Below are 25,799 nucleotides of genomic sequence, written 5' to 3' on the forward strand. Positions count from 1 at the left end.
TAATCTATCTTCGTTTTATTTTTTCTTAGGGGAATGGATGGCCATTCCTAAAACATCCGCAAATGCTTCGTACATCACTTCAGAGTAGGTCGGGTGTCCGTGGATGGTCTTCAGCATTTCTTCAACAGTGATTTCCATTTCGATAATGCTTGACGCTTCGTTGATCAATTCTGCAGCTGCAGGACCAATGATATGAACACCAAGGATTTCTCCGTATTTCTTATCAGCGATGACTTTTACGAAACCTTGAGCTGCATCTGATGCAATGGCACGACCGTTAGCTGCAAAGTTGAATTTACCGATGGCAACATCGTATTTCTCACGAGCTTGTTCTTCAGTTAGACCTACTGCTGCTACTTCAGGAAGAGTGTAGATGGCTGCCGGAGTCAAATTCAATTTGGCGACAGCATGATTTCCTTTAAGGGCATTTTCAGCGGCAACTTCACCCATGCGGAAGGCTGCGTGCGCCAACATCTTAGTACCATTGATATCACCTGGTGCGTAGATGCCTGGAACAGAAGTTTCCATGTATTCATTGACCTTGATACGTCCACGATCCAATTCAAACTCAACATCGCCAATTCCTTCAAGATCTGGAACACGACCGATTGAAAGAAGGGCTTTATTTGCGATGATATCATCTTTTCCTTCAACCTTGATACGAAGTTGACCATTTTCCTCGATGATTTCTTGGAGTTTTGTACCTGTCAAGATAGTCATGCCTTTGCGTTCCAAAATCAAGCGAAGATTCTTAGATACTTCCGCATCCATAGCTGGAACGATACGGTCCATCATTTCGATAACGGTTACTTTTGAACCAAATGTCATGAAGGCTTGACCAAGTTCGATACCGACAACCCCACCACCTATGATAACAAGGCTTTCTGGTACTTCGTTCATTTCCAGAATATCATCGCTGGTCATCACAAGTGGAGATTCCATACCAGGAACGTTGATCTTGCTGACTTTTGAACCACCAGCAAGGATGATTTTCTTAGTTTCAAGCAATTCTGAGCCATCAACCAAGACATTCTTGTCTTTAGTGATTGTACCAATTCCCTTATGAACAGTAACTCCGTAGCTACGAAGGAGTCCTGCAACACCACCTACCAAGGTATTGACAACTTTAGACTTGGTTTCAAGGAGTTTATCCATATCAACGGTGAAGTTTGGATTTTCAATGACGATACCACGATTTGCTGCATGACCGATGTTTTCAATGATTTCAGCGTTGTGAAGGTAGGTCTTAGTTGGGATACATCCACGGTTCAAGCAGGTTCCACCGAGTTCTGATTTCTCAACAAGGGCAACCTTCCCACCGAGTTGGGCAGCTTTAATCGCTGCAACATAACCAGCAGGACCTCCACCAATCACAACGATATCAAAGGCATCATCGCTCTTACCATCGTCGTTTGAGGCGATAGCTGCAGGTGCAGGTTTTGATTCTGGTGCAGCCGCTCCAGCTGTTGGGATATTTTCCCCTTCTTCACCAAGGTAACCAATGACTTCCGTTACTGGAACAGTTTCACCATCTCCTTTAAGGATGGCAATCAAGTATCCATCTTCTTCGGCTTCCAATTCCATGCTGACTTTGTCAGTCATGATTTCCAAAAGGATTTCTCCTTCTTTTACAAATTCTCCGACTTTTTTATTCCATTGGACGATTTGTCCTTCTGTCATATCCACGCCGGCTTTTGGCATAATTACTTCTAAGGCCATGTCTTACTTCCTTTATCTAAAACTCTAAAATAATAATAGCTGACTTAAACCAACATTGAGATTGGGTTCTCAATTAAGGCTTTCAAGTCTTTCATAAACTTAGCACCAGCCATACCATCTACGACACGGTGGTCAATCGTTAATCCCAGACTCATAATTGGACGAATCACAATCTCACCATTAACGACAACAGGTTTTTCAACTGTTGAGCTAACCCCGAGGATTGCTGAGTTTGGTTGGTTAATGATAGGACCAAAGGACTGAACACCAAACATTCCCAAGTTACTGATTGTGAAGGTTGAATTTTGCAGTTCACTTGGAGCTAATTTGCCATCCAAGGTACGTCCAATCACATCCTTGAAGGCTACAACCAACTCTGAAAGGCTCATCTTCTCAGCATTGTAAACAACAGGTGTCATCAAGCCATTATCCATTCCCACAGCCATAGCAAGGTTGACATAGTTGTGAGTGATAATGGTCTTGCCATCTTCGGTCAATGAAGCGTTGATATAAGGGTGTTTCATCAGTGTCTTAACAACCGCAAGAGAAAGCAAGTCAGTAACCGTAATTTTCTTACCAGTTGCTTCCATGATTGGCTCAAGAACCTTCTTACGAAGCGCCAACATTTCTGACATATCGACATCGTAGTTGAGCGTGAAGGTTGGCGCAGTTAAGTAGGATTCAACCATACGTTGGGCGATAACCTTACGCATTGGTGTCATTGGAATACGCTCAATCTCACCATAAGGAGTGATATTGTCTGGAATTTCTTCCACTTTTTCGATCTGAGCAGGAGACTTGATGGTATCATTTTCGATATTTTCAGGCAGAAAGGCAAGGACATCTTTTTTCATAATCTTGCCACGATGGCCAGTTCCTTGAATTTCTTGCCAAGCGATATTATGTTCTTGGGCAATTCGTTTTGCCAGTGGTGAAATCCGCACCACGTTTGTATCTTTAAAAGTTTCCACGTCTTCTTTGTGGACACGACCGTTTGCGCCTGAGCCAGAAACATCATAGAGGTTGATTCCCAAATCATCCGCTAACTTTCTAGCAGCAGGAGTCGCTCTTAGCTTATCATCAGCCATGACCTCTCCAATTCTAATTATGATACTAAGGGCACTGACTGCAAAGAAAAATAGTTTCAATTCCTTACAGTCGTAACCCTACAAGTTATTTTAATGCTATTTGTAACGACTATCAGCCATCACAGAAGTTTTAACTTCTTTGACCCTCTACACAAGATTAGATTACATAAATAATTCTATGTAATCTAATCCACGAGAAAGCCTTTTCTTTATTATACCTTATTCTTTATGATATGTCTTCCGAATAGCGTCTTTGATGCTTTCAACAGTCGGAATCATTGCGTTTTCCAAGTTTTGTGCATAAGGCATTGGCACATCTTCACCTGCACAACGGCGGATTGGTGCATCTAGATAGTCAAATGCTTCAGACTCGGCAATAATCGCTGAAATTTCACCAATAAAACCGCTGGTTTTGTGAGCATCATTGACCAGAACGACCTTACCAGTCTTTTTAACAGAGTTGATGATAATGTCCTTATCAAGCGGCACCAATGTACGTGGGTCAACGACTTCTACAGAGATACCTTCTTCTGCCAATTCTTCAGCTGCCTGCATGACACGGCGCAGCATTTTTCCGTAGGTAACAACTGTTACATCAGTACCTTCTTTTTTGATTTCGCCAACGCCAAGTGGAATAACATACTCAGGATCGACTGGCACTTCCCCTTTTTGGTTAAATTCAGACTTATATTCCAAGATAATAACTGGGTTATTGTCTCGGATAGAGGCCTTGAGGAGGCCTTTCATATCAGCTGGAGTACCTGGTGCTACTACCTTCAATCCTGGAATGTGGGTAAACCAAGATTCCAAAGACTGAGAGTGCTGAGCCGCAGAGCCAACTCCGTTACCAGCCGCACAACGAATGGTCATTGGAACTTGCCCTTTACCGCCAAACATATAGCGAGTTTTAGCCGCTTGGTTGACGATATTATCCATGGCAATCACAGCGAAGTCCATGAAGGTCATATCGACAATTGGACGAAGACCTGTCATGGCTGCTCCTGCTGCTGCTCCAGAAATCGCTGCTTCTGAAATCGGACAGTCACGTACACGCTCAGGTCCAAACTCTTCCAGCATACCAACAGATGTTCCGAAATCTCCACCAAAGACCCCGACATCCTCTCCCATCAAGAGTACATTTTCATCACGACGCATTTCCTCAGACATAGCGAGGATAATGGTGTCACGAAAAGACATAGTTTTAGTTTCCATTTTGATTTTCTCCTCTCTTTAGTCTGCGTAAATATCTTCAAAGGCAGATTCAAGCGGCGGGAATGGGCTCTCTTCTGCAAACTTAACAGATGCTTCTACTGCTTCTTTGACTCCAGCTTGGATAGCTTCCAGCTCTTCCTCGCTTGCAATCTTGTTTTCCAGCAAGTAGTTACGAAGATTTTCGATTGGATCTTTCTTCTTCCATTCGTCTACTTCTTCACGAGTACGGTATTTACCAGGGTCAGAAGATGAATGTCCCAACCAACGATAGGTCACACTCTCGATCAGAACTGGTCCCTTACCACTGCGAACATGCTCGACAGCCTTTTGGAAGCATTCATAAACATCCAGAACATTATTGCCATCTTCGATGAACATACCTGGAATGCCATAGGCTGCACTACGTTGATGAATATGGTCAACATTGGTCATTTTCTTAATGTCAGCAGAAATACCATAGCCGTTATTGATACAATAGAAAATTACCGGTAGATTCCAGATGGAAGCCATGTTGACTGCTTCATGGAAAACACCTTCGTTGGTTGCACCGTCACCAAAGAAGCAGACAACAATCTTGCCTGTCTTTTTCATTTGCTGGGTCAGAGCTGCTCCGACAGCGATTCCCATACCGCCACCTACAATACCATTGGCACCAAGGTTTCCAGCATCCAGATCGGCAATATGCATAGAGCCGCCTTTTCCTTTACAAGTACCATTATACTTACCAAGGATTTCAGCCATCATACCATTCAGGTCAATGCCTTTGGCAATGGCTTGACCGTGTCCACGGTGATTAGAAGTGATTAAATCATCCGAGTTCAAAGCTAACATTGCACCAACGTTTGCTGCTTCCTCACCAACTGAAAAGTGAGTCATGCCTGGAACTTTTCCTTTTTTTACAAGTTGCGCAATTTTCAAGTCCATGCGACGGATCTCTTCCATCTTACGGAACATCTCTAATAAGAGAGATTTATCTAAGGTTGCCATTTCTTTGCCTTTCTAAAACCCCATTCAATCGTATGTACGGGCAGCTGCAACTGTTTAAGTTGTACTAGGATATTATGAATATCCCAAGCGTTCTAACTGTCCTATCATTCCGAATGATACAGGGTATAAGCATTATTTATTTCCCTTCTATTCTAGCGAATATTGTAAGCACTGTCAAAGTTTTTGCTCAAATTTTTTCACAAAGAAAAATCAGCATATCGCATGGATAGGCTGATTGATAAATCAAAAATAAATATTTCACAAACTATCATTCTTAGATTTTTTGAATGGTTCAATAGATTAAAAACTATCTTCTCATTCTATTTCCGCAACACTATTATATATGCTGACTGGATGTTCACCGCTGTAAGGAAACTATTTACTATAAAAGATCACTCTGCTTTCTTTCCAAAGTCCGCAATCATCTCTTCCATCTGCTCTCGACTTGGAGTGGTCAGCATGTAGAGGTAGTCACCTTGCAACTCTGCGAAGGCTGCTGGCATGTCTTTTTTGACTTTAAAGTTATCTCGATACTTCTCTAACAACTCCGCCTCTGAATAGGCATAATGTGAGCTTGCGCGACGAGATGTTGCCAAGCAGAATAACGGCTCCATGTCTGATTCAGGGAAAGGCTCACCCGCCACAATATTCGCGTATCCACGATAGAGATCAATCGAATGAGCAAAATTATAAACATCGATGGTGAAACCACCTGCTGGACGATTATTGTATTCGATAGCTATGTAATCATCGTCTTTGCGGAAAAATTCGATATGGAAAAAGCGCTCTTTCATGCCAAATGCTTGGACGATGGCTTCTCCATAAGCACGAAGTTTTGGATCCATCTCCTTGAGTACATAGTAAGAATTATCCATTTTATAAAGCATGAGGTCAAGCGGTGTGTAGGCGTAATCAAAAGTCGTTGAAAAGACTATATTTCCCTTAGAATCAATCAGGCCATCAAACGTACAGATCTCGCTAGAAGTCACAAATTTTTCAAAGAAATAGACAGTCTCCTGATCCCATTCTTCTTTAAAATGCTCGACATCCGCAGCTGTCTCAATCTTAAACGTGGCTGCAGCACCTACTCCATTATCTGGCTTAGCAATCAGAGGAAGGCCGATTTTTTTGACAGCCTGATCCACATCCGATAGTTTTCTGACAACCTGACCTGGAACGACTGGCACACCAGCTTTCTTGAAGAGTTTCTTCATTTCAGACTTGAATTTGGTCTTTCTCAGGTCATCCGGCTTGGCTCCAAAAACGTTAAATTGTTCCCGCAACTGGGCATCTTGCTCCAGCCAGTATTCATTATGGGATTCAATGCGGTCAATCGGTCCATGTTTGTAGAAAAGGAAGGCTACCGCACGTTTAACTTCGTCCAAATTTTCCAAATTGTCAACACGGAAATACTCAGTCAAGGCATGCTGGAGTCCTGGGCCTAACTGCTCATAAGGCTCCTGTCCGATACCAAGCAATGTAATACCTTTGTTAGCCAGCTCAATCGTAAACTGCTGGAAATTTTCTGGATAATAAGGTGAAATAACAATATAATTCATAGTAAGACTTCCTTTCTACTTAACATTTTAGAGATTTAACTGGCTCAAGAAATAAGGCATCTGCTTGCGCCACCAAATCCAATCATGAGACACATCATGACCCCATTCAGCAAACCAAGCTGGAATATTTTTGTGTTCGCAGGCTTCTTTCAGTGTGTAAAATGAAGGAAGGCCATCCTGCTCCCAGTCGCCCAAACCGGTACAAACGATAATATCAGCCTGACGATAGCGGTCAATAAACCAACCATCATTTTGGTTCCAGATATAATCAGCTGGTGAGTTTTGATAAATGGCTTCGTCGTTCAAATTGTCACCGACAAAGAAACGTGCATCATAGACACCACTGAGGGCGATTACTTTATTGAAAACATCTGGATGTTGGAGGAAGAAATTGACTGCATGATAAGCGCCCATAGAGCAGCCTGTCGTCATCATTGGATCAAACCAGCCTGTCTTGTGTTTGATAAAGGGAATTGCCTCTTCAATAACATAGCGCTCATAAGCACGGTGCATCTCAGCACGGTCATGAGGATGTTTCCAGTCCGCCAGCCAGCTTTCGCTATCTATGCTGCTCAAAGTGAAAAACTGAACCTTCCCTGTCTCGATGAACCAAGAGCAGGCTTCAATCATGCCGAAATCAGCATATTCATTGTGAGAACCGCCCGACGAAGCAAAGACTACTACTGGAATACCAGCATGACCGTAACGATTGACATACATTTCACGGTTCAAATGACCGCTCCAATGACTTAAAAATTCTACATGCATTTCTTTTCTCCTTTTTGCTTCTTTTCCTACCACTTTTCACTGATAAAGCGGAAACAGTCGGGCAGATTTTCCGCCCAGTCCACTTCATTGTGAATCGCCCCTGACTGGATTTTGATGTGGAGATTGTCCAGCTCCACACCAGCAGCAATCAGCTGCCGGTAATAGCTGAGCGATGAATCAATATAGGCCTGCTTGATATTGCCCGCCATGAGAGTCTTATCTGTATCATCAGCTTCCTCTGTTCCAACATAGATGAAAACTCGCTGGTCTGGATGTAACTTCTGACGCTCTATGTAGCGGTCAAAAGCTTCTTGGTGGAGCCAGTTGGCCGATGAAAAAACACCTAGACAGCCGACCTGATCCTGATATTCAATGCCGATAAATTGGGTAATATTGCCCCCCAATGAAGAACCAATCATAGCCGTATGATGGCGGTCAGGCTTAGTCCGATAGTTTTCGTCAATAAAAGGTTTGACGACATCCATGACAAACTCTGCGTACTCTGTTCCCTTGCCGCCAAACTGGACACCAGGAATATTGGACTCCTGAAACTTCCAAGCGGAATATTCATCCATCCGTCGTAGTCCATCATTGTCAATTGCTACGACTATCATTTTTTCAATATCAGGATTACGCTTGATTGTCGGAATCACTTTCCAAGAATGCCCACTGAAAGACTCCTTGCTATAGAGGACATTTTGTCCATCGTGAAAATAGACGACAGGATAGGTCTTTTTAGTATCTTGTTCATAATTTTTAGGGAGCAGCACTCGCACGCGCCGTTTTTGCTTGGTGTAAGGAACCACCAACTCATGAGTTTTCATATCAAGATAGAAATAGGATTTATTCATTTTCAGAAAACTTTCTATTTTCAAAATTTTTATTTATTATAACACAAATTAAGCAAAAAAGTTAGGAATTTCCTAACTTTTTAATGATTTTTATTAGATAATGATAGAAAATAGATTATTTATCCAAATAAGGCTGTAAATCTTGCAAGGCACGCTCAGCAATCTTCTCATAACGCTCTTTCTTATCACGAATCCGAGGGCCATCTAGCTCTTTGATAATACCGAAATTGACATTCATCGGTTGGAAGTGCTTGCTATCAGCGTGAGTGATATAATGCGGCAGACTGCCGATTGCTGTTGTTTCTGGAAAAACAAGTGCTTCTTCTCCCTTGAAGAGTCGAGCGGCATTGATACCTGCCACTAGACCAGAAGCCGCAGACTCAACATAGCCTTCGACACCCGTCATTTGTCCTGCAAAGAAAAGATTGGGCTGTTTCTTAGAGCGGAAAGTCTGTTCCAGCAGATTTGGAGAGTCCATATAGGAGTTGCGGTGCATGACACCATAGCGGACAAATTCTGCATTCTCAAGGCCAGGAATCATCTGGAACACTCGCTTTTGCTCGCCCCACTTGAGATGGGTCTGGAAGCCGACTATGTTGTAAAGGCTGCCTGCAGCATTATCCTGACGAAGCTGCACTACAGCGTATGGCGTCTTATATTCACCATCTCGAGGGCCTTGGTAGTCATCTGGGTATTCCAAGCCAACCGGCTTCATCGGTCCATAAAGCATGGTTTTAATGCCTCGCTTGGCCATTACTTCAATAGGCATGCAGCCTTCAAAGTATTTTTCCTTCTCAAAGGAATTGAGCGGTGCTTCCTCCGCATTGACCAAAGCTTCATGGAAATCCATAAATTCTTGTTTAGTCATTGGCGCATTGAGATAGGCCGCTTCGCCCTTGTCATAGCGGGATTTGAGATAGACCTTGGTCATATCGATGGTATTGACATCGATGATTGGCGCTGCCGCATCGTAGAAATAAAAGCCGTCGCCACCGTTGAGCGCGTGGATTTTTTCTGCCAAAGCATCGCTAGTCAGCGGACCTGTCGCAATGACTGTGATGGCATCCTCTGGAATTTCAGTGATTTCCTCACGAATGACTTCAATCAATGGATGGTTGGTCACTTGCTCCGTTACTAGCTGCGAAAAGCCTTCTCTATCAACTGCTAGAGCGCCGCCAGCTGGCACGCGAGTCGCTTCCGCTGACTTTAAGATGACCGAGTCCAACCGCCGCATTTCTTCCTTAAGCAGACCAACTGCATTAGTCAAAGCGTCTCCTCGCAGGGAGTTAGAGCAGACCAGTTCTGCAAAGTCCGCAGTTTTGTGTTGAGGTGTCGACTTGACGCCCCGCATTTCATAGAGTTTGACTGGGATGCCACGCTTGGCAATCTGGTAAGCTGCTTCACTGCCAGCTAGACCAGCACCGATAACATTGATATAAGATTGAGACACGACACTAATACCTCTTTGGGTGGAAACTGAGTCCAAATAAAAACAAGCTACTAGACTATTTGACACCCACAAATCTTTCTAAATTAATACTTGGTCCATTATACCAAAAAGCTAAGTAAAAAGACAGACAGGAGAATTCCTGAATGTCTTTCATAAATTAATGTTTATTAAAACTGAATGTCTTATAAGCATACAGATGACTATTATCTTCGTAACTTATACCAAATCCTACTTCTGTATTCCTAGGTAGTTTTTCAATTTCAACTATTTGAGCAAGTAAATATTGGAAATCAGAGTCTGTCCAATTGTCAATATTTTCATTAGTTACTTGGAGGTTTTGTTTTCGTACCTGTTCTATATCAGTGTGTATGTGAATACTAAAGGTCGAACGATTATCAACAACTCTTTTTAAGAGTGTATCTTGATTGCGAACAAACGTTTCTTCATCGAGATTGTTGACTCTACTTGGGTCTAAATCCTCGATTAACGGAATTAGTTCTTCTACATCCGTCTTCAAAAATGCCTCTCTTTTTTCTTGTTCTTCAAGACGGGTTTTCGGGTTACCACTGTATTCTTCTTTTGGAACTAGAGAGTAATAGGATTTAAAAGATTCCAATTCAATTGAGTTTTTAATATAAAGCTTCCTAAGCTGATCATCTTTTAAATATGTAAAAGTCAAACTATCACTTTGAAGTATCCTATTGTAAGCTTCCTCAAGTCGGTCATAGTTATCATCTTCGGAAACATACTCCATTTCTAAACGGTAGACTGTTTTCTTGGAAAAACCAAAGAATTCTTTCTTTTCAACTTCTTTAAGCCTCGGATTGTATTTAAGGACTGGAGTGCTCTCAACATAATCTTTTTCAAAATCCACATAGACATCAACAAATTGTTTCGTTCCTTTAATATAAATTGGAGATCCCTGATAACCAAAGGTATCAGCTGTCGAGTATCCTTCTGCTTCTAACCCTGCAGCTTCTACTACGGAACGAATGTTTGAAATAGCTGTTTTAGCTAAATCACGATCGACTCTGTTGTTACATGCAGACAACATAAATAATGTGAGAATAGAAAACAGCACACTAATTATTTTCTTAATCACTTTGCTTTTAACATCTCCTCTAAATAAGCAATCTTAGAAAAATCCTTATGATTGTTATTATCATTTCGGTAAGAATCTTGGGAAGAGGCGCGGTAGATAGCTAAAAATTGCTCTGGAGTCGGCAGTAAAAACTCAATACCATCAACTTCTTTTCGAGTCAGCTTCTCTAGCGGCACACCTGAAAAAGCCTCCAAGGTTTCCATGGCTCCAAACTCAATAGATAGATCTTCTTTTTGAAATTCATGCTCGTGCAGATCGACCAAGCGATAGCCCAAGCGCTCCATCATAGGTTCAATCTTGTCCATATCGTAAATGCGCTCTTCATCTGGTGCTTCCCATCCACGCTCATCACCATGAACATGAATATCAATATCACGCACTTGCCAGTCTTGCCCAGTAACTTGCTCCAGACCTAGAGAACCCATCAGAAGTGGAACAATTCCCATCTTATTCAGCTGAGACGCGATTTTTAGAAACTCTGCAAATTTACCCATCATAAAACTGCACCTCTTCTTCAGAAAAATATTTTACGTTATATAAATTATGTAAAATAACTATTTCACTTTTTCTTCTTGATAGTCACCATTGCTGCAGACCACTTGCTTGCCGCCACCACGAACTTTCTTTTCAACTAGATAGTGGTCGCATTTTGGACAGTCCCGACCGACTGGCTTGTCCCAAGATGTGAAATCACAATCTGGATAACGATCACAGCCGTAGAAAATGCGATTTCGCTTAGTCTTACGCTCGATAACTTGACCTTTCTGACACTGCGGGCAGGTCACACCGATTTCCTTGACAATAGCTTGAGTGTGACGACAGTCTGGGAAATTACTACAAGCATAGAACTTGCCAAATCGACCTAACTTGATAACCATGGGACTGCCACAGACCTCACAGTCAAAACCGGCCGGCTCATCCTTGATTTGGATTTTCTCCATCTCAGACTCAGCTTTAGCCACTTCCTTTTCAAAAGGTTTGTAAAATTCGTCAATAATCTTCTGCCACTGCTCTTTGCCAACTTCTACATCATCCAATTTTGCTTCCATTTCGGCTGTAAATTTCACATTCACGATGTCTGGGAAGAATTCGACAATTAGCGAATTGACAATCTCACCTAGTTCAGTCGGTTCAAAGCGTTTGGAAACCAGCTTAACATAGTAGCGTTTCTGAATAGTCTCAATGGTCGGTGCATAGGTAGACGGCCGGCCAACACCATTTTCTTCCAAAGTTTTGATGAGAGTTGCTTCAGAATAACGTGCAGGCGGCTGGGTAAAGTGCTGTTCTGGATTGGTATTGACACGTTTGACGGTATCGCCCTTTTCCATATCTGGCAGCATTTTATTCTTGTCAGAGTCGTTGTAAATAGCCAGATAACCATCAAACTTGACCTGACTGCCGTTAGCTGCAAATTGGACACCGTTTTGTTCTAGTTTCACATTCATAGTATCAAAGACTGCTGCTGTCATTTGACTGGCTACAAAACGGTTCCAGATCAGCGTATAGAGCTTAAGCTGATCCTTATCCAGATACTTTGCGATACTTTCCGGTGTATTGAAAACGCTGGAAGGACGAATGGCTTCGTGGGCATCTTGAGCGCCAGAAGCGTTCTTGGCCTTGCTGCCATGTTTGGAATATTTAGCACCAAATTTATCCGTAATAAAGCTTGCTGCTTCATTTTGCGCCACAGGGCTGATACGAGTCGAGTCGGTACGCATATAGGTAATGAGACCTTGTACGCCAGAACCGATATTAATCCCTTCATAGAGCTGCTGGGCCACCATCATGGTCTTACGAGTTCGAAAATTAATCTTATTAGCGGCATCCTGCTGCATAGAGGAGGTCGTGTAGGGTAGCGGAGCATTGCGTCGGCGCTCCTTCTTTTCAACGCTGTCGACAGTAAAGTCATCACCCTTGAGGTGAGACAGAACTTCTTTGACCTCATCGTTGTTGGTCAGCTTCATCTTCTTGCCATTCATGCCGTAGAAGCTAGCCTGAAACTGACGAGTTCCTTTCTTGAAAGTTCCGTCAATTGTCCAGTATTCTTCAGGTTTGAAGGCATTGATTTCATTTTCCCGATCGATAATCAGCTTAAGGGCGACAGACTGCACCCGACCAGCTGACAGGCCCTTTTTGACTTTCTTCCAAAGAATAGGAGAAATGGAGTAACCAACCAAACGGTCCAGAACCCGACGAGCTTGCTGGGCATTTACCAAATCCATATCAATCTGACGCGGCTCTTTAAAAGCATTCTTGACCGCATCCTTGGTGATTTCATTGAAGACGACACGGTTTTTCTCTTTCTCATCCAGATTAAGAATGTGGGCCAGATGCCAAGAAATAGCTTCTCCTTCACGGTCCGGGTCACTTGCCAGAAAGACTTGCTTAGCTTTCTTCGCTTCTTTTTTCAAGTCATTAATCAACGGACCTTTACCACGAATATTGATGTATTGTGGCTCGTAGTTGTTCTCAAAATCAATGGACATAGTGGACTTTTTCAAGTCGCGAATATGCCCCACACTGGCCAGAACTTTATAGTTTCGCCCCAGATACTTTTCTATTGTTTTTGCCTTGGCAGGCGACTCTACGATGACAAGATTTTTCTTAGTCGTAGACTTTTTCTTTGTTTTTGTTACCAAATTAGACACCTTCTATAAGAAATAAATCTCATAGAGTGTAAACTATTTTTTGATAGATGTCAACTCACAACATTCTCTATAGGAAAACTTGTTTTAGAATTGGAACTCAGATAGGACGTCAGATCCCGATGTGATGCACTTTGCGCCCTCTTGAATCAAATGATGACAACCGTCAGATTTTCCATCTAAAATTGACCCTGGAATGGCAAAAACATCCCGCCCCTCTTCCATTGCTCGCTCACAGGTAATCAGGCTGCCTGAGCGCATCTTGGCTTCTGCCACGATGACGCCTCGACAAAGACCTGCGATGATACGATTTCGCTCTGGAAAATGGAATTTCAGGGGCTGTTCACCCGGCCCATACTCCGTCAGCAATAAATGATTTTTACCAATATAAGTCTGTAGTTTTTGATTGGCCTTGGGATAGAAGACATCTAGTCCCGTCCCAATGACAGCAATAGTTTGGCCACCATTTTGCAGTGCAGCCATGTGGGCCACGGTATCAATCCCACGAGCCAGTCCGCTGACGATAACCAGTTCATTATTCAACTCCTTGATGATTTTCTGCACAGCAGCATTGCCCTGCTTACTGCTGTCTCGACTACCGACAATGGCTATCTTGGGCATTTCTAGCAAATTTAGATTTCCTTGATAAAATAGCAAAGTCGGTGCATCGTAAATCTCGCATAGATCCCAAGGATACACATCATCCAAGATTGAAAAGGACGGAAAACGTTCAAACTCTTCTTTCAAAGCTGGTAAATCAAGTCGCTTGTACTTTTCCATAAAGAGTGCGGGATTGCGGCACTCAGAAACGACGGCCTTGTCTCTCAAAGATAGCTCCCCCTCTTTATTTTCTGCATATCTCAAGATATTTAAGACTTGTTGATTGGTTAAGCCAGCTTTTTTCATTTTATAAATTTCAAAATTATTCATTTCTATCACCTCACTTTCTTATTCGTAAAAAAGTTCAAAAAAAGAACTGCAATACAGTTCCTTGTTTCTTATTCGATTAATTATTGAGAAAATTGTTGAGTTCTTCTATTCTTCACGAACAGGAATTTCCTTAATAATCTTAGCAGGATTGCCGGCTAGGACTACATTATCGCCAAATGATTTAGTCACCACTGCACCAGCTCCAACTACGACATTATCTCCCAGCGTCACGCCTGGCAGAATGGTTACGCCGCCACCAGCCCAGAAATTGTCACCAATCTTAATAGACGCCCCGTATTCAATACCGGAATTTCTTTCCACTGGGTCAAGCGGATGCAACGGCGTCAGAAACTGGCAATTGGGACCCAGCATGGCATTCTTTCCAATGGTAATAGGACAGACATCCAGCATGGTCAAATTCCAGTTGGAATAAAAATTCTCCCCCAAGTGAATGTTAACTCCATAATCACAGACCAAATCTGGATGCAACCACAGATTCTCCCCTGTACTGCCGAACCACTCCTTGGCGATAGCGCTGCGTTTTTCAACATCTCGTTCTTGGTTAAAACGATACTGAAACTCTCGCGAGCGAGCAGCCAACGCTCTTAATTCAGGATCTTGAGGGCTGTAGTTCTCTCCTGCAATCATTTTTTGGTATTCGCTAGTCATACTTGTCTCCCCATAACGATTAGGATTTCTTATAAATTTGTCATGGATTTGATCGGTTCAAAGCTTCTGCGGTGAATCGGTGTGACACCGTATTTGTCCAGTCCTTCCAGATGCAATTTGGTACCATAACCAGCATTCTGGGCAAAGTCATAGCCTGGATAAATCTGATCAAATTCCGCCATCATCTTGTCCCTCGTCACCTTGGCTACGATAGAAGCCGCAGCGATGGATAGGGAATTGGCATCGCCCTTAATAATGGACTGCTGGGGCAAGGGCAAGTCTAACTTCATAGCATCGATTAAGAGGTAATCTGGCTTTATCTTGAGCTGAGCTACCGCTTCTGTCATGGCTAGCTTGGTCGCTTCATAGATATTGACTCGGTCAATCGTTTGATTATCCATAATCCCCAAGCCAACGGCTAAAGCCTGATCTAGCACCGCTTGATAAATTTCCTCATGCTTTTTCTTGGGAATCTTTTTACTGTCATTCAGCCCCTTGATTTTGCAGTTAGGAGGCAGAATGACTGCTGCTGCAACTACTGGCCCAGCTAAGGGACCTCGTCCGACTTCATCAATGCCAGCAATCACCTGAAATCCTTGACTATAGAGTTCTTTTTCATAGCGCAGCATGTACTCTAGACGTAAGTCTTCATCTAGCTCTGCTTGGATTTCTTTTTGGCGCTTGAGTAAGAGTTTTTGAACACCGCTTCGCTCATCCTGCTTCAATTCTTGAAAAAGCGGATCCTGCAAGTCAGATACTTGAGCCAACTGCTCTTGGATTTCCTTAATCGTAGCCATCCAATTCCTCCAATGTATCCAGTGTATAGCGACCTAAGCGCCCATCACGCACTTCCTTGACAAAGAGACTGTAAAAGCGATCATAGTCCTCTCTGAAGCCCAATTTCTGGGTCATATCCATAATCATGTCTGGCGCTTCCAGCTCTAAATCTAGCTGCTTAAAGCGCTCCTGCAGTGCCTTAGGATAATGCTCTTTGAAATAATTGAGTCCAAAAATAGTAACTTCGTCCATGGGCAGCAAATTGTCCTTGATAGCACCCGTCAAAGCGAGTTTCAAAGCCACCATTTCATCTTCAAATTTTGGCCAAAGAATCCCTGGCGTATCCAGAATTTCCAAATCCTTATTGGACTTGAGCCACTGCTGACCTTTGGTGACCCCTGGTTTATTGCCGACTATCGCGATTTTCTTACCAGCCAGTCGGTTCATCAGCGTTGACTTTCCAGCATTGGGAATCCCGATAATCATGGTCCGCAAGGTCTCGATTTGAATTCCTCTTTCCCGCTGGCGAGCTAGTTTATCAGCCATTAATTTCTTAGCTGCTTCGGTCACTTTTTTAACTGCAGATTGTTCCTTAGAGTTAATAGCCAAGGTTTTGATTCCCTGACTTTCAAAATAGGCCTGCCATTCCTTGGTTAAGTTTGGATCCGCTAAGTCGGCCTTGTTTAAAATCAATAATTTGGGCTTATCCCCAACAATTTTGGTCAACATAGGATTTTGACTGGACAAGGGCAACCTTGCATCCACCAAAATCGTCACAAAATCTACAAATTTAATACTTTCTTGAACCTGTCTCCGAGCCTTGGACATGTGCCCAGGAAACCATTGAATCGTTGCCATTAAAAACCTCTTTCTTACAATCTTCTAGTATCTCATTATACCAAAAAAATAGAGAATAAAATAGTAAAATCGCTCCCTCGAACTGATAGAAGCGATTCTCTATTCTTATAAAAATGACGGTTTACGATCCTGCTTATCTGTGAATGGAACTCGCGGTTCACGAATCCTAGTCACATAATCAACAAACTCCTCACCAGTCTGATCAAACTCAGCAACTGCGAAAAATTGATCGTGGTAAAAGAAAAACTTATAGTGGTTTTCAAAAGCTTCTTTGAGCCATTTGTCTTTGGCAACGATTGAACGCATCGGATAATCATCTACCGCAGCAACCCACAGAGGTTTCCGATGAGCATGAGTCAGCACCAAATCAGCCATATGAATCATGGTTTCCTCGCCCTGTTTGAGTAAGATGATGCTGTGACCATTACTGTGACCGCCTGTATGAACCATTTGAATTTCTGGAATGACGTTCAGATATTCAGTAAAAGTTTCAACCTGATCTTGGATTGGCTCCCAATTTTCCTTCAGATAAGTTCCCCTTGTCCGACTATTGGGATTTCGCATTTCGTACCATTCCATCTCATTTACAAAAATCTTTGCATTTGGGAATTTTGAAACAAGCTGATTGTTTTCATCTAGTCTAGTCAAACCGCCAGAGTGATCATGGTGCATGTGTGTCATTAAAATATGGGAAATATCTTCTGGCTTTAATCCCAAGAGTGCCAAGCTTTCTTCAACACGGCTCTCAGAAAGAATACCGAGATTGCGGCGTTGTTTATCAGACAGCTTAGCCGTATCAAAACTCGCATCAATTAAATAATTCTGCCCCTTGTATTGAATCAAAATCGGATCTGTCAGTTCAGCCATCATATTTTCTTCTGTTGTTGGATAATAACGCGACCAAACAACCTTTGGTACCGGGCCAAACAAGGTGCCTGCATCTGTGAGCTTATCCGCTCCACGCAACCAAGTCAGCTTCATTTCCCCAAACTGATACTCTTGTAATTTGAGTTCTGTCATCTTTTACTCCTTTAACCATCTCTCTGCGATTTCTTTTCTGATCGAATTTCCTGACCGTCCATAATTCTCAATAATTTCAGCATCTTTAAAATAGCGTTTGATATTCACATGATCAAATTTTTGTAAAGGCCCGATAAGACGGAGAATTTCATCTGTAACCTCTAGCGCTACCTTAGTCATATATAGCTTTATCCGTGCAACAAACTTGGAATCTTCTTCTATTTGATTTGGATAGGATGAAAAATAAGCATCTGCAGCACAAATTTTATTGTACAAATCTGCGAATTTATACTGATGCAACTCAACATCCATCAGTCGCTTGCCGAACCCCCTTTTTACACGTGCAAACTCAAGGCCCTTATGAAAGGCACCTTCGGCAACTCCTAAAGCAACCGCACTCAAGCCAAGTTGCATATTCTTTATGATATCATTAAATTGCTCATTTCCAGCCAAGACTCCACCTAATAAGGCAGTTTCCGGCAGGTGTACATTATCTAAGGTAACAGAACTTAGTGGAAGTCCTAGTAAACCTTGCTTTTCTATCTGCTCACCAATGAGCACACCCGAAGCACTCGTCTCCACAATGAAGAAGCCGTAAGAATCAGGCTTTCCAGTTTCCCTTACTTTAGCTAATACCAAGAGAATATCCGCAATGCTGCTATTCGACACTTTGGCTTTTTCTCCCGAAAGTTGCCACCCTGTCTCTGTCTTGATCGCATAGGTCTCCAAATCTGCCAAACTATTTAGATGCTTAGACTCAGAAAATCCAAGACCTGCTTTACAAGTTCCCTTTACCAACTTGTCCAGATAACGCTCTTTCTGTTGCCCTGTACCAAACTTCAAAATCGGATAAACACCATAACAACCTTGGGTCAGCAATATAGTTGAAAGAGCTGGAAATTCATTCGAAATCATTCGAATAGAGCTGATAAAATCAGAAGCCAAAGCCTGATCGCCTTCTGACAAAATCGGTGAAAAAATATCCAAATCCGTCGTCATTACTTCCCAGATCTCCTGAGGAAAGTCGACTGACTCATCATGATTTTTCATGTAGTCTCTAATAGCTGTATTTACATATGAACTCAATGCTGCTGTTTTGGTACTGGACTTCATCATCAATTCTCCCCCCTATGGATGTGGCTCAGAAAGAGGCTGATAATAACCTTTTAAAAGCTCTTCATATACGTATGCTTCTACCTCATTGTAGCTTGCTTTATAAGGACGGCAGAACCAAATATTGAAAGGCACTGGGTCCTTAAAGCGCACAACCTTGAATTTATTCTTATCGACAAAATACTCTAAAGGACGAGGTAACAGTGCAATCATATCGTTTTGATAAGTTGACTCTATCAAGAAATCCCATGTCGATGATAAATAGGCAAAATTTGCTTTTATCTTTTTACTCTTTAATTTTTCAGTGATTAAATCGTAGGTTGTAAATGATTTATTAAAGGTTGCTAAACCGTACTGAGCTATATCTTTCCATTTCAACAATTCTTTGTTTGCCAAGGGATGATTCTTGTCCATATAGGCCACGTATTCATCAACTTGAATGATATACTGTTCATATTTTTTTGGATCCAGATTGGTAGGTTCGATTAATACTGCAAAATTCAGATCCCCTGCAACCAGCTTTTGACGTAATTCATTACTTCCATCCTCAGTAACCTGAATGTTGACTTGCGGATTGTCTTGTAAAAACTTTGGTAAAATACTAGAAAAATATACACGTAAAATCAATGACGGAATGCCCAAGTTAAAGGTACCTTTTTGTTTAAGAGCTTCCATATGAATCATTGACTGCATCTCTTCATGCCGGTTGACAATCTCTGTGGCAAAACGGTAAATCTTACCACCAGCTTCCGTCAGACTCTCTAATCTTCCATTTCTGCGATTGAAGAGCTGGATTCCTTCCGTTGATTCAAAATTTGTGACAAACTGACTCAAGGCTGACTGGCTGATATGAATTTTCTTAGCTGCGATAGAAAGATTGCATCCACATTCGACGATATTGATAAAGTAAGTCATTTGAATTATATCCACTTTTCGTCTCCCATCTTTCAAATTTCACGAGGTAATTTGCCATAAATAAAACAACAACTGGCCCTCGAAACCATGATGACCAGTTGCTAGTATTCTGATTAAAAACTAATCATCGCTCAAGTTGTTATAAACACATAGTAACACACTTTCAGAGAAAGAGGAGATTAATTGCTTACTAACTTTATTAGATTGACATCGTTTTCAAGTCTTCTGAAACAATTACTTCTCCTGCTGTCTTTTCAAGAACTTCCTCTAGGGTAACGCCGGGAGCAAGCTCTTTCAAGAGGAACTTACCATCTTGGAAACCAAAGACAGCCAACTCTGTAATGACTAAATCAAGAACTCCTTTGGCAGAAAGTGGCAAAGTACACTCTGGCAGAAGTTTAGATTGGCCATCGGCAGTAGTATGCTGGATTGCACCGATAACACGCTTCGCTCCAACCAACAAGTCCATCGCTCCACCCATTCCTGGGGCAAACTTCCCTGGAATAATCCAGTTAGCAATACTACCATCTTGACTGACTTCCAAAGCTCCTAGCACGGTCGCATCAACGTGTCCACCACGGATGATCGCGAAGGAAGTCTGTAAGTCAAATAATGCTGCTCCAGGCAAGAGAGTGATTGGCGCTCCACCAGAGTTTGCCAGGTTTGGATTGTAAGTATCTTTCGTTGGTGTTTCACCAAAGCGAAGCGCTCCATTTTCAGCCTGAAGAATAACGTTTACTCCCTCAGGAATATAGTCAGCAGATGCGTTTGGAATACCAAATCCTAGATTGACAACATCTCCATCTTTAAATTCTTGTGCAACACGTCTTGCAATAATTTCTTTTGCTTTCATATTAGTTCACCCCCGCCAATTTTTTAGTCTCTGTCCAAAGATCACCCATCATCTTATGGTGTTCTTCTGGAGTCAAGCTTTGGACGACATAGTCAACAAGGATGCCCGGAACATAAATATCATTCGGATGAATTTCGCCAGCTTCAACAATTTCATTCGCTTCAACGATAACAGTATCTGCTGCGAGTGCTAATTGCAAGGAAATGTTTTTCGTAGTACCATCGATATACAAGTTGCCGTATTTGTCAGCTTTAGTCGCTTTGATTAAGGCAACATCAATTTTAAGTGGATCATAGACCAAGTATTCACGGCCATTACGTTCCACTTTTTCATAATCTTTTTCTAAGATTGTTCCGACTCCTGTCGGGGTCAAGACAGCTCCTAAGCCAGCTCCAGCTGCATGGAGACGCTCGACAACAGTTCCCATCGGTGTAAATTCGACTTCCATCGTCTTTTCAAAATACTCACGTTGAGCTGCTGCAGATGTTCCTATGTGGGCTGCAATATATTTTTTTACTTGGTGATTTTCACAAAGTCGTCCAACCCCAACTTCTTTACCAGGATGAGATGTTACCACCGATACCAAAGTCAAGTCTTGCTGGTTTTGTTTTACTAATTCTTCAATCAATTCAAAAGGTTCACCGACACCGAGGAATCCAGAAATTCCAACGATATCACCCGATTTGACCTTAGAAATAGCGTCTGATAATGATACAACTGATTTCATGCTGATACCTCCTCTTTTACTTACGATTGAAAACAGCTTTGCGTTTTTCAACAAAAGCACGCATTCCTTCTAGTTTGTCTTCTGTAGAGAAGAGCAAGGCTTCTGCTTCTGTTTCCAGACGAATTGCATTTTTAAGAGGAAGTTCCGCACCAACTTGAATGACATGTTTTGCTTTTTCAACAGCTAACGGTGCATTCTTCATGATGGCTGCGGCTAATTCTTCAGCTGAAGACAACAATTCTTCAGCAGGAACCAGTTTGTTAAGAATACCTAAGTCATAGGCTTCTTGACCTTTCACTGTACGAGCAGTGAAGATAAGTTCTTTGGCACGGCTAGTTCCAATCAAGCGAGACATCCGTTGAGTACCAGCAAATCCCGGAATAATACCCAAGCCAACTTCTGGGAAGCCAACCACTGTTTTTTCAAATCCAATACGGATATCTGTTGAAAGTGCTAGCTCCATACCACCACCGAGTGCATAACCATTGATGACTGCAATCGTTGGTTGGCGTAAATCTGAAAGGCGAGTAAATGTATCATTTGCAAATGTCATGTATTCAAATGCTTGAATAGGTGACATCAAATCCATTTCCTTGATGTCTGCTCCGGCGACGAATGCTTTTTCTCCTGCTCCAGTTACGATGACAACGCGAATTTCTTCGCTTTTCTCAACTTGATCAAGAACTTCATTCAAATCAGCCAAAACTTGAGAACTCAAGGCGTTCAAAGCTTCAGGACGGTTGATAGTGATATATCCAATCCCATTTTTAACTTCTAATAAAACAGTTTTACTCATTTTTATGCTCCTACTTATAAAATTGAATGACTAAGTATGGTGTCAACAAATACTTAAACCACAAATGTAAGAGCTTACATTCTTATGATATACCATTTCTCACACTTCGTCTACTTAATCATCATTTATGAATCAATAAGCTAAGCTTATAGTTTTGAAATTCAAATTAATTTTTTGAAAAATAAAACAAGCCCTATCAAGGCTTGCTTGCAAAAAACAGCTCATCGATAGGACTTGTTTATATAGTAGAAGCAAATGGAAAACTTCAAAAATGAACTAGATTCTAGCGTTCTACAATGACCGCTGTCCCCATTCCGCCACCAATACATAGGGTAGCAAGGCCACGTTTAACATCACGTTTTTTCATTTCGTGCAAAAGTGTTACCAAAATACGGCAGCCTGAAGCACCGATTGGATGACCAAGAGCAATCGCACCACCATTTACATTGACTTTTTCAGGGTCAAGATTCAGTTCTTTGCCAACGGCACATGCTTGCGCTGCAAATGCTTCATTGGATTCAACCAAATCTAAATCTTCCACTGTAAATCCGCCTTTTTCAAGGGCTTTGCGAGATGCGTAAATCGGACCACAACCCATAACTTTTGGATCTAGTCCAGCGCTTGCGTATGATTTGATCGTTGCCAAAACTGGAACGCCCAATTCTTTAGCTTTATCAGCACTCATAACAACCACTGCTGCTGCACCGTCGTTAATACCTGAGGCATTACCAGCAGTTACAGTACCATCCTTCTTGAACACTGGACGCAATTTACCCAAACCTTCAAGAGAAGCATCTTTTCTTGGAAATTCATCTGTATCAAATACGATAGGATCGCCTTTACGTTGTGGAATTTCAACAGGAACAATTTCTTCTTTGAAACGCCCAGCTTCGATCGCTGCAACTGCACGTTTTTGAGATTGCACAGCAAAGTTATCTTGGTCTTCACGTGTAATGCCATATTGTTCAGCAACGTTTTCAGCTGTAATTCCCATATGGAAGGATTCAAAGGCATCTGTCAAGCCATCGCGGAGCATAGTGTCTACTACTTGAGAGTCTCCCATACGAGCGCCCCAACGTTGGTTTTGAAGGACATAAGGAGCTTGGCTCATGTTTTCGGCCCCTCCAGCTACAACGATATCAGCATCTCCACATAATACAGCTTGAGCCGCCAATTGAACTGCTTTCAAACCAGAGCCACAAACTTTGTTAATAGTAAAAGCTGGAGAAGCTACTGGGACACCTGCGTTAACACTCATTTGACGAGCTACGTTTTGACCAAGACCTGCACCCAGAACATTCCCCATGATAACTTCATCAACTTGTTCTGGTTTCAAATTTGCTCGTTCAATAGCACTTTTAATAACTAAACTCCCTAGATCAACAGCCGAAACATTTTTTAAAGTTCCGCCAAAAGAACCTAAAGGTGTGCGGACTGCTGCTACAATAACTGCTTCTTTCATTTCTCGCTCCTTATATCTTAATATTTAAAGAATCCTTCTTTAGTCTTGCGACCAAGCTTACCAGCTTCAACCATCTTCTTCAGAAGTGGAGCAGGACGATACTTAGGATCTCCAAATCCATTGTTCAATACTCCCATAATAGCCAAGCAGACATCAAGACCGATCAAGTCAGCCAATGCCAATGGGCCAATTGGATGATTAGCACCTAGTTTCATTGCTTCGTCAATTTCTTCTGCTGAAGCAATTCCTTCTCCTAAGATGAAAATAGCTTCATTGATCATTGGAATCAAGACACGGTTCACAACAAAACCATAAGAATCTTTCACATCTACAGCTGTTTTACCGATTTTTTCAGTCAATTCACGAACAGCTTTCACAACTTCATCTGATGTTTGAAGCGCACGGATAACTTCAACCAATTTCATAACTGGTGCTGGGTTGAAGAAGTGCATACCAATAACGCGTTCTTGATGAACTGTCGCTGCTGCAATATCAGTAATAGATAGAGATGAAGTGTTTGAAGCCAAAACTGTTTCTGGAGCAGTGATTTCATCCAATTGTTTAAAAATGCTCAATTTGATTTCGCGATTTTCAGTAGCCGCTTCAATAACCAATTGAACATGTTTAGCATCTTCATAAGATGTAGAAGGAATCAGATTTGCCAAAATGCTGTCTTTATCTTCTTCTGACAAACGACCTTTTTCAACAGAACGAGACAATTGCTTAGTAATACCATCCAGCCCTCTTTGAACAAACTCTTCCTTGATATCATTGAGATAAACTGTGAAACCTGATTGAGCAAAGACTTGTGCAATACCGCTTCCCATTTGACCTGATCCGATGATCATCACTTTTGAAATACTCATTTTTTTCTCCTATTTACTATCAAAATATAAACTTCAAAAAGAAAGAATCGGAACGATTACTAGCAAATGCTGAGCAATCGTTCCAAATTCATTATTATACAAATGCTCCAATACCAGTAATTTCACGGCCTACAATCAAAGCATTCACTTCATGAGAACCTTCATATGTGTAGATTGCTTCAGCATCTGCAAAGAAGCGAGCTACATCAGTTTCAAGAGTGATTCCGTTACCACCACATGTTTCACGTGCAAGTGCAACTGTTTCGCGCATTACCAATGAGTTGTGCATCTTAGCAAGTGCAGAGTTCAACATCAATTCGTTACCTGCTTCTTGCATTTCAGCAATACGAGCTGAATATGAAAGTACTGCCACTGCGTTAGCTTGCATTCTAGCCAATTTTTCTTGTACGATTTGGAATGCAGCAATTGGACGTTTGAATTGTTGACGATCTTTAGCATACTTAAGAGCTGCTACGTATGAGCCACAAGTGATAGCAGTTGCAATGTGAGCAACGTCAGCACGAGTGAATGTCAAGATACGAGCTACATCGCCAAATCCATTGATGTTTACCAAACGGTCTGAATCTGGAACTTCCACATTCTTCATAGTAATGTGGCCATTACGTACGCAACGAAGAGCTGTTTTGTGAGGGATTGGTTCTGCATGATATCCAGGAGCGCCTTTACGAACGATGAAACATTTTACTTTTCCATCTTCAACGTCGCGAGCAAATACTGGAACCACATCAGCTGTATCTGATCCACCGATCCAACGTTTTTCTCCGTTCAAGATCCATTTATCGCCAACACGCTCAGCTGTTGTCGCAAGACCTCCAGCAATGTCAGAACCTGACAACGGCTCAGTCAAAGCGAAACATCCTTGCCAGTCAAATGCAGCTAATTTAGGAAGGAATTCTTTTTGTTGACGCTCGTCACCACCAAGCAAGACTGTGTTGTAGCAAAGTCCACCATGAACTGTGAAGAAAGTCGCTATAGACGCATCGAAACGGCCTAATTCCAAATACAAGAATGCGATGTAAAGTTCTGATGGTTTGTAGTTGCCTTCACGACCTTCGAACAATTTAGGGTTGTTCATGATTTGAGCGCCTTTAGCAACTGCATAGAATTCTTCAAATGGGAAATCAGGTGCTTCCCAATATTCATTAATGACTGGACGAAGATGCTTTTCAATCAAACGACGAGTTTCTTGTAATACTTCCGCTTCTCCCAATGTCAAGCCATCGGCATAGTGGAAAAGATCCTCAGGGTATAGTTCACGTAAAATTTCTTCTTTAGTTGCCATTTTATTGACTCCTTTTGTATAGTTTTTATTTGTATAAGAGCGCTTTCATTTTTATAGCTCAGTATTTGTTGACGCTTTCATTTTATATCTAATATGTCCTAGTGTCTACTTAAGAAAGATTAAGAAGAG

Annotated in this window: 24 protein-coding genes; all 24 read right to left on the reverse strand. The window is 41.9% G+C overall.

What is annotated here, in order from left to right:
• Nucleotides 1-15 precede the first annotated feature (15 nt).
• The 24 genes from lpdA to fadE all read right to left on the reverse strand — a co-directional run bounded on the left by lpdA (nucleotide 16) and on the right by fadE (nucleotide 25,670).
• A complete protein-coding gene (gene lpdA / locus ACWPVL_RS10950) occupies nucleotides 16-1,719 on the reverse strand; it encodes a dihydrolipoyl dehydrogenase (RefSeq protein ID WP_454388933.1) in 1,704 nt (567 codons plus the stop codon).
• Between the two features lie 44 nt (nucleotides 1,720-1,763).
• Nucleotides 1,764-2,807, reverse strand: a complete 1,044-nt coding sequence (locus ACWPVL_RS10955; protein WP_454388935.1) for a dihydrolipoamide acetyltransferase — start codon at nucleotides 2,805-2,807, stop codon at nucleotides 1,764-1,766.
• A gap of 219 nt (nucleotides 2,808-3,026) precedes the next feature.
• Nucleotides 3,027-4,019 carry an alpha-ketoacid dehydrogenase subunit beta gene (locus ACWPVL_RS10960; protein ID WP_149517319.1) on the reverse strand — a complete coding sequence of 331 codons (993 nt, stop codon included), beginning with the start codon at nucleotides 4,017-4,019 and terminating at the stop codon, nucleotides 3,027-3,029.
• 18 nt (nucleotides 4,020-4,037) lie between these two features.
• Complete coding sequence (locus ACWPVL_RS10965) at nucleotides 4,038-5,006, reverse strand: thiamine pyrophosphate-dependent dehydrogenase E1 component subunit alpha (protein ID WP_454388937.1); 969 nt, start codon at nucleotides 5,004-5,006, stop codon at nucleotides 4,038-4,040.
• 392 nt (nucleotides 5,007-5,398) lie between these two features.
• The gene (locus ACWPVL_RS10970) at nucleotides 5,399-6,565 is read right to left on the reverse strand and encodes an ATP-grasp domain-containing protein (protein ID WP_454388939.1); all 1,167 of its coding nucleotides are present in this window, start codon (nucleotides 6,563-6,565) and stop codon (nucleotides 5,399-5,401) included.
• A gap of 27 nt (nucleotides 6,566-6,592) precedes the next feature.
• Entirely contained in the window at nucleotides 6,593-7,333 is a 741-nt protein-coding gene (locus tag ACWPVL_RS10975) for an esterase family protein (RefSeq protein ID WP_454388941.1), read from the reverse strand.
• A 26-nt stretch (nucleotides 7,334-7,359) separates the two neighbouring features.
• Complete coding sequence (locus tag ACWPVL_RS10980; protein WP_454388943.1) at nucleotides 7,360-8,184, reverse strand: alpha/beta hydrolase; 825 nt, start codon at nucleotides 8,182-8,184, stop codon at nucleotides 7,360-7,362.
• Between the two features lie 115 nt (nucleotides 8,185-8,299).
• Nucleotides 8,300-9,634, reverse strand: coding sequence for a methylenetetrahydrofolate--tRNA-(uracil(54)-C(5))-methyltransferase (FADH(2)-oxidizing) TrmFO (trmFO, locus tag ACWPVL_RS10985; RefSeq protein ID WP_454388945.1), 1,335 nt, complete (start codon nucleotides 9,632-9,634; stop codon nucleotides 8,300-8,302).
• A 157-nt stretch (nucleotides 9,635-9,791) separates the two neighbouring features.
• Nucleotides 9,792-10,736 (reverse strand): hypothetical protein, encoded by a 945-nt coding sequence (locus tag ACWPVL_RS10990; protein ID WP_148888982.1) that lies wholly within the window; start codon nucleotides 10,734-10,736, stop codon nucleotides 9,792-9,794.
• Nucleotides 10,733-11,233, reverse strand: a complete 501-nt coding sequence (locus tag ACWPVL_RS10995; protein ID WP_148888983.1) for a nucleotidyltransferase — start codon at nucleotides 11,231-11,233, stop codon at nucleotides 10,733-10,735. The genes ACWPVL_RS10990 and ACWPVL_RS10995 overlap by 4 nt, the downstream gene beginning before the upstream one ends.
• Nucleotides 11,234-11,290: 57 nt before the next feature.
• The gene (gene topA / locus ACWPVL_RS11000) at nucleotides 11,291-13,384 is read right to left on the reverse strand and encodes a type I DNA topoisomerase (RefSeq protein ID WP_454388948.1); all 2,094 of its coding nucleotides are present in this window, start codon (nucleotides 13,382-13,384) and stop codon (nucleotides 11,291-11,293) included.
• A gap of 84 nt (nucleotides 13,385-13,468) precedes the next feature.
• Complete coding sequence (gene dprA / locus ACWPVL_RS11005; protein ID WP_454388950.1) at nucleotides 13,469-14,311, reverse strand: DNA-processing protein DprA; 843 nt, start codon at nucleotides 14,309-14,311, stop codon at nucleotides 13,469-13,471.
• A gap of 105 nt (nucleotides 14,312-14,416) precedes the next feature.
• On the reverse strand, nucleotides 14,417-14,980 hold the full coding sequence (locus ACWPVL_RS11010; RefSeq protein WP_454388952.1) for a sugar O-acetyltransferase: 564 nt from the start codon (nucleotides 14,978-14,980) through the stop codon (nucleotides 14,417-14,419).
• 29 nt (nucleotides 14,981-15,009) lie between these two features.
• A complete protein-coding gene (locus ACWPVL_RS11015; protein ID WP_454388954.1) occupies nucleotides 15,010-15,777 on the reverse strand; it encodes a ribonuclease HII in 768 nt (255 codons plus the stop codon).
• Complete coding sequence (gene ylqF, locus ACWPVL_RS11020; protein WP_454388956.1) at nucleotides 15,764-16,615, reverse strand: ribosome biogenesis GTPase YlqF; 852 nt, start codon at nucleotides 16,613-16,615, stop codon at nucleotides 15,764-15,766. Before ylqF ends, ACWPVL_RS11015 begins: the two co-directional genes overlap by 14 nt.
• Nucleotides 16,616-16,720: 105 nt before the next feature.
• Nucleotides 16,721-17,635, reverse strand: a complete 915-nt coding sequence (locus ACWPVL_RS11025) for an MBL fold metallo-hydrolase (RefSeq protein WP_048764406.1) — start codon at nucleotides 17,633-17,635, stop codon at nucleotides 16,721-16,723.
• A gap of 3 nt (nucleotides 17,636-17,638) precedes the next feature.
• Entirely contained in the window at nucleotides 17,639-18,751 is a 1,113-nt protein-coding gene (locus ACWPVL_RS11030) for an acyl-CoA dehydrogenase family protein (protein WP_454388958.1), read from the reverse strand.
• A gap of 12 nt (nucleotides 18,752-18,763) precedes the next feature.
• Nucleotides 18,764-19,678 (reverse strand): LysR family transcriptional regulator, encoded by a 915-nt coding sequence (locus ACWPVL_RS11035; protein WP_166492635.1) that lies wholly within the window; start codon nucleotides 19,676-19,678, stop codon nucleotides 18,764-18,766.
• A 184-nt stretch (nucleotides 19,679-19,862) separates the two neighbouring features.
• Complete coding sequence (locus ACWPVL_RS11040) at nucleotides 19,863-20,516, reverse strand: 3-oxoacid CoA-transferase subunit B (protein ID WP_005590348.1); 654 nt, start codon at nucleotides 20,514-20,516, stop codon at nucleotides 19,863-19,865.
• Nucleotide 20,517: 1 nt separating this feature from the next.
• Nucleotides 20,518-21,243, reverse strand: coding sequence for a CoA transferase subunit A (locus ACWPVL_RS11045; protein ID WP_148877098.1), 726 nt, complete (start codon nucleotides 21,241-21,243; stop codon nucleotides 20,518-20,520).
• A 16-nt stretch (nucleotides 21,244-21,259) separates the two neighbouring features.
• Nucleotides 21,260-22,039 (reverse strand): enoyl-CoA hydratase/isomerase family protein, encoded by a 780-nt coding sequence (locus tag ACWPVL_RS11050; RefSeq protein WP_005590351.1) that lies wholly within the window; start codon nucleotides 22,037-22,039, stop codon nucleotides 21,260-21,262.
• Nucleotides 22,040-22,322: 283 nt separating this feature from the next.
• On the reverse strand, nucleotides 22,323-23,501 hold the full coding sequence (locus ACWPVL_RS11055) for an acetyl-CoA C-acetyltransferase (RefSeq protein ID WP_125387827.1): 1,179 nt from the start codon (nucleotides 23,499-23,501) through the stop codon (nucleotides 22,323-22,325).
• Between the two features lie 17 nt (nucleotides 23,502-23,518).
• Complete coding sequence (locus ACWPVL_RS11060; RefSeq protein ID WP_454388962.1) at nucleotides 23,519-24,367, reverse strand: 3-hydroxybutyryl-CoA dehydrogenase; 849 nt, start codon at nucleotides 24,365-24,367, stop codon at nucleotides 23,519-23,521.
• Nucleotides 24,368-24,461: 94 nt separating this feature from the next.
• Nucleotides 24,462-25,670, reverse strand: a complete 1,209-nt coding sequence (gene fadE, locus ACWPVL_RS11065; protein ID WP_005590354.1) for an acyl-CoA dehydrogenase FadE — start codon at nucleotides 25,668-25,670, stop codon at nucleotides 24,462-24,464.
• Nucleotides 25,671-25,799 lie beyond the last annotated feature (129 nt).

This window comes from Streptococcus sp. Marseille-Q8145 (assembly GCF_965112035.1).

Bases quoted from the DNA above. Each gene is read 5' to 3' on its own strand.
- lpdA (WP_454388933.1), bottom strand. From the start codon at position 1,719: ATGGCCTTAGAAGTAATTATGCCAAAAGCCGGCGTGGATATGACAGAA.
- ACWPVL_RS10955 (WP_454388935.1), bottom strand. From the start codon at position 2,807: ATGGCTGATGATAAGCTAAGAGCGACTCCTGCTGCTAGAAAGTTAGCG.
- ACWPVL_RS10960 (WP_149517319.1), bottom strand. From the start codon at position 4,019: ATGGAAACTAAAACTATGTCTTTTCGTGACACCATTATCCTCGCTATG.
- ACWPVL_RS10965 (WP_454388937.1), bottom strand. From the start codon at position 5,006: ATGGCAACCTTAGATAAATCTCTCTTATTAGAGATGTTCCGTAAGATG.
- ACWPVL_RS10970 (WP_454388939.1), bottom strand. From the start codon at position 6,565: ATGAATTATATTGTTATTTCACCTTATTATCCAGAAAATTTCCAGCAG.
- ACWPVL_RS10975 (WP_454388941.1), bottom strand. From the start codon at position 7,333: ATGCATGTAGAATTTTTAAGTCATTGGAGCGGTCATTTGAACCGTGAA.
- ACWPVL_RS10980 (WP_454388943.1), bottom strand. From the start codon at position 8,184: ATGAATAAATCCTATTTCTATCTTGATATGAAAACTCATGAGTTGGTG.
- ACWPVL_RS10995 (WP_148888983.1), bottom strand. From the start codon at position 11,233: ATGATGGGTAAATTTGCAGAGTTTCTAAAAATCGCGTCTCAGCTGAAT.
- dprA (WP_454388950.1), bottom strand. From the start codon at position 14,311: ATGAATAATTTTGAAATTTATAAAATGAAAAAAGCTGGCTTAACCAAT.
- ACWPVL_RS11010 (WP_454388952.1), bottom strand. From the start codon at position 14,980: ATGACTAGCGAATACCAAAAAATGATTGCAGGAGAGAACTACAGCCCT.
- ACWPVL_RS11015 (WP_454388954.1), bottom strand. From the start codon at position 15,777: ATGGCTACGATTAAGGAAATCCAAGAGCAGTTGGCTCAAGTATCTGAC.
- ylqF (WP_454388956.1), bottom strand. From the start codon at position 16,615: ATGGCAACGATTCAATGGTTTCCTGGGCACATGTCCAAGGCTCGGAGA.
- ACWPVL_RS11025 (WP_048764406.1), bottom strand. From the start codon at position 17,635: ATGACAGAACTCAAATTACAAGAGTATCAGTTTGGGGAAATGAAGCTG.
- ACWPVL_RS11030 (WP_454388958.1), bottom strand. From the start codon at position 18,751: ATGATGAAGTCCAGTACCAAAACAGCAGCATTGAGTTCATATGTAAAT.
- ACWPVL_RS11040 (WP_005590348.1), bottom strand. From the start codon at position 20,516: ATGAAAGCAAAAGAAATTATTGCAAGACGTGTTGCACAAGAATTTAAA.
- ACWPVL_RS11045 (WP_148877098.1), bottom strand. From the start codon at position 21,243: ATGAAATCAGTTGTATCATTATCAGACGCTATTTCTAAGGTCAAATCG.
- ACWPVL_RS11050 (WP_005590351.1), bottom strand. From the start codon at position 22,039: ATGAGTAAAACTGTTTTATTAGAAGTTAAAAATGGGATTGGATATATC.
- ACWPVL_RS11055 (WP_125387827.1), bottom strand. From the start codon at position 23,501: ATGAAAGAAGCAGTTATTGTAGCAGCAGTCCGCACACCTTTAGGTTCT.
- ACWPVL_RS11060 (WP_454388962.1), bottom strand. From the start codon at position 24,367: ATGAGTATTTCAAAAGTGATGATCATCGGATCAGGTCAAATGGGAAGC.
- fadE (WP_005590354.1), bottom strand. From the start codon at position 25,670: ATGGCAACTAAAGAAGAAATTTTACGTGAACTATACCCTGAGGATCTT.